4 protein-coding genes and 1 pseudogene are annotated in these 3705 nt (G+C 73.4%); 2 read left to right on the forward strand and 3 right to left on the reverse strand.

Going from position 1 to position 3705, the window contains the following annotated elements; all coding sequences use genetic code 11:
• On the reverse strand, positions 1 to 521 hold a 521-nt coding region (locus tag ABZ815_RS50200; protein WP_357709916.1), incomplete at its 3' end, for an alpha/beta hydrolase.
• A 148-nt stretch (positions 522 to 669) separates the two neighbouring features.
• Entirely contained in the window at positions 670 to 1521 is an 852-nt protein-coding gene (locus ABZ815_RS50205) for an acyl-CoA thioester hydrolase/BAAT C-terminal domain-containing protein (protein ID WP_357709918.1), read from the reverse strand.
• 97 nt (positions 1522 to 1618) lie between these two features.
• Here ABZ815_RS50205 and ABZ815_RS50210 point away from each other — a divergent pair, with 97 nt between their 5' ends.
• Entirely contained in the window at positions 1619 to 1915 is a 297-nt protein-coding gene (locus ABZ815_RS50210) for a DUF4287 domain-containing protein (RefSeq protein WP_357709921.1), read from the forward strand.
• Here the strand turns inward: ABZ815_RS50210 and ABZ815_RS50215 are convergent.
• Positions 1912 to 3296, reverse strand: a pseudogene (locus tag ABZ815_RS50215) (MFS transporter). The gene ABZ815_RS50210 and the pseudogene ABZ815_RS50215 sit on opposite strands and share 4 nt — an antisense overlap.
• Here ABZ815_RS50215 and ABZ815_RS50220 point away from each other — a divergent pair.
• Positions 3295 to 3705 (forward strand): helix-turn-helix domain-containing protein (locus ABZ815_RS50220; protein ID WP_357709923.1); only part of this gene is annotated, 411 nt, incomplete at its 3' end. The pseudogene ABZ815_RS50215 and the gene ABZ815_RS50220 sit on opposite strands and share 2 nt — an antisense overlap.

Raw genomic sequence — 3705 nt, forward strand, 5'->3', positions numbered from 1 at the left:
GCGGCCTCGGCCGAGGCCGACGAGGTGCCGCTCAGCCCCAGCACCGCCGCGCCGATCCGCGGCTCGGCGGCCACCAGCGGCATCCCCAGGGCGCAGCCCAGCGACACGCCCCAGTAACCCACCGGCCCCTGGTCGCCGAGCGCGTCCAGGACCGAGCGCCACTCCGGGACGGTCTGGGCGGCCAGCGACGTGTGGAGCTCGGCCAGCAGCGGGGTCGGGTCGCCCCCGCCGGCCATCCGGTCCCGCATCGCGGTGATGACGCGCTCGTGCTCGGCGCTCCTGGGCCTGTCGCCGTGGGCCGGCGCGTCGATGGCCGCCGCCGCGAAGCCGCGTTCGGCCGCCAGCCGGTGGGCGCGTCCCACGACGCCCGGGGCCTGCTTGTGCTGCCCGCCGCCGTGCCCGATCAGGACCAGGCCGCGGGGTTCGGCGTGCCGCGGGGTCCACAGCACGCCGGGGATCTCGCCGAGGGTGAAGGATCGTGCGGTGACGCCGTCGGCCGACGTCTGAGAGGTGAAACGCATGCGCGTCGAAAGCCTTTCGGGATGCGATGCCTCGTGCGGGCGCTCCCTAGGCGATGCGCGCGAGGGAGCCCCGACCTGTCACAACGTTGATCGGTCTCACCTCCTCGGGTCGATGCGCCAGAAAACGTACCACACCAGCAGATCGCGGTCAGCCGTGCAGCAGATCGAGGATGTGCGGCCAGGCGTCGGCGCCGAGCCGGGCGTCGGCGGCCGGGTCGCCGCCGTAGAGGAAGTCGGGTGACTCGGGAGCGGGCCCCTCCCCCGGCAGGCGCGGACGGTGACCGGCCTCGGCCCGGCTGACCAGCCGGACCGTACGACCGGCGGCACGACGGCGGGCGGCCAGCCGCCCGGCGAACGGCACGGACGGCCACATGGCGTCATCGCCGCCCGCCACCAGCAGCACGTCGGCCGCCGCCTCCTCGATCGGGATCGCCGCGGCCGGCAGCAGGCCGGCGAACGTACGCTCGCTGAGCTCGTACAGGGCGCGCAGGGCCAGCGGGCCGTGCTCCGGCTCGACCTCGGCCCAGTCGTCGTCGTACGGGACGAACGGCAGCGGGCTCCCCCGCCACGTCCAGGACGACCGGTAGGGACGCTCCTCCCCGTCGGGCCCCGGCCCGACGTTCCCCCACACGACCGAGGTCGGCGACAACGCCACCACCCCGCCGACCCGCCGGTCCCGGACGGCGGTCAGCAGCGCGGCCTCGGCCCCCTTCGACATGCCCAGCACGCAGATCCGCCGGACCCCGGTGGATTCCAGCAGATCGACGGCCGACACGAACGTCTCCAGCGGGATCTCGCAGATGCCGGGCGACTGCCCCGGGCCCCCGAACCACCGGATCGACAGCGCGGTCATCCCCTCCCCGGCGAGGAGGCGGGCCCGGTCACGCTCGATCCGCCCGCTCGACCCCGCCAGCACGAGGACGCCCGTCCGGCCGGCCGAACCCGGAGTGACCAGGACCCCTTCCCAAGGGGAGCTCAGTTCACGCTCGTCCGTCTGCACCCCTCGACACTACTGAGAACAGCCCCCGCACTGGAACGGCGAACCGCCATCAATGGGACACTAAGGCCGCAACGTGCCACGACGGAGGGAGAACGCCATGTCGTTCCAGGCGTATCTGGACAACATCGAAGAGAAGACCGGGCTGACGCCCCGCCAGTTCATCGCGCTGGCCCAGGAACGCGGCTTCGACGCCCCCTCCACCAAGGCCGGGACGATCATCGACTGGCTCAAGCAGGACTACGACCTCGGCCGCGGCCACGCCATGGCCCTCGTCCACGTGATCAAGAAGGGCCCGAAGATCGACGCCAAGCACGTCGGCACCTCCGGCTCCCACCGCGACGAGTCCGACACCCTCTGGCTGGACGGCAAGGCCACCCGCCCCGAGACCGCCTAACCCCGGGCGGGCTTGGACCGCGTCAGCCACAGGCCGGTGAACACCGCGCAGACCAGCGTGACGACGCCGGCCACGACGAAGGCGCTGCCGAGCCCGGCCTCGAACGACGCGCCGCCGGACTCCCGCGTGCGGACGACCGCGCCCAGCACCGCCACGCCGAGCACCGCGCCGATCTGCCGGGTGGTGCTGCTGACGCCCGAGGCCAGGCCGCCCTCCTGCGGGCCGACCGCCTGGATGGCGGCCCCGGTCAGCGGGGACATGGTCAGGGCGAACCCGACGCCGGCGACGGCCAGCCGCCACCACACGTTGCCGTAGCCGGTGCCGGCGTGCACGAAGCCCAGCGCCACCAGCCCGAGCCCGGCCAGCGCCAGGCCGGTGGTGACCACGATCCGGAAGCCGTACCTGGCGGCGAGCCGGCCCGCGTACGGGCTGACGATCACCATGGCCAGGGTCGCGGGCAGGGTCTGCACGCCGGCGCGCAGGATCGAACTGCCCTGGACGTGGACGAAGAACTGGGAGAAGAAGAAGGACGAGCCCATGAGCGCGAACCCCACCACGGCCATCGCCGTGTTGGAGACCGTGAACAGCCGCTGACGGAACAGCCGCAGCGGCAACATCGGCGCCGGACCGCGTCCTTCGACGACGACGAACGCGGCCAGCAGCACCACCGCGACGGCGAAGCCGCCCAGGATCACCGGCGAGGTCCAGCCGCGGGAGCCGCCCTCGATGAGCGCGAAGGTCAGCGCCCCCACACCGAGGACGGACAGGACCGTGCCCGGGACGTCGAGCCCCGGCGCGGCCGGGTTGCGCGACTCGTCCAGCACCCGCAGCCCGGCGACCAGCAGCACCGCGCCGATGGGCACGTTGACGAGGAAGATCAACGGCCAGCCGAAGGCGTCCACCAGGACGCCGCGGCCCCGACGCCCTGCAGCACCCGTCCGGCGATCAGCCAGCCGAGCGAGGGCGCGACGGAGCACACCACGGACGCGGCGGTGAACACCACGACGCCGGTCAGGAACAGCCGCCTGCGGCCGAACCGGTCGGCGAACACGCCGCCGGACAGCAGCAGCATGGCCACCAGCAGCACGTAGGCGTCGACGATCCATTGCAACCCGCTGAGCTGGGTGTGCAGGCGAATCTGCATGTCGGGCAGCGCCGCCCCGACGATCGTGCTGTCGAGCAGCACCATGAACTGGCCCAGACAGGCCACCGCGAGCAACACGGTCCGGTTCGGTGGGACGCCCGCGGCGCCGGGCGTCATCGTGCTTTCGGGTGCGGTCACCGCAGTGCTCCCTCTCGTCAGGCCGTCGTGAAGCGACGCTGATCGCACACCATAGTTCGATATTTCGGAAATATCGAAGTATTGGTAGCATGGAGGCATGCGACCGCTTCCCGAACCGGCCCGCGAGTCCCTGACCCTCGCGCCGCTGCTCCACGCGCTCGGCGACCCGGTCCGCCTGGAGCTCGTGCGCCGCGCCTGGGCCACCTCCGAGTCCACCTGCTCCGCGCTCGCCGACGGCATGGGCGTGCCGGTGTCGACGTTGTCCAACCACTTCCGGATCATGCGGGAGGCCGGGCTGATCAGCATGACCGTCGACGGCCGTCACCGGCGGGTCCGGGCACGCGCCCGCGACCTGAGCGACCGCTTCCCCGGCCTGATCGACCCGATCCTGCGGTTCGCCTCCGCCGTCGAGGACGCGCAGGCCCCGGGGGGGGGGGGCCCCCCCCCGGCGGGGGGCCCCGGGGGGGGGGGGGGAGTGGGGGGGGGGGCGGGGCCCGCCCGGCCCCCC

This window comes from Nonomuraea sp. NPDC047529 (assembly GCF_040642995.1).
Classification (GTDB): domain Bacteria; phylum Actinomycetota; class Actinomycetes; order Streptosporangiales; family Streptosporangiaceae; genus Nonomuraea.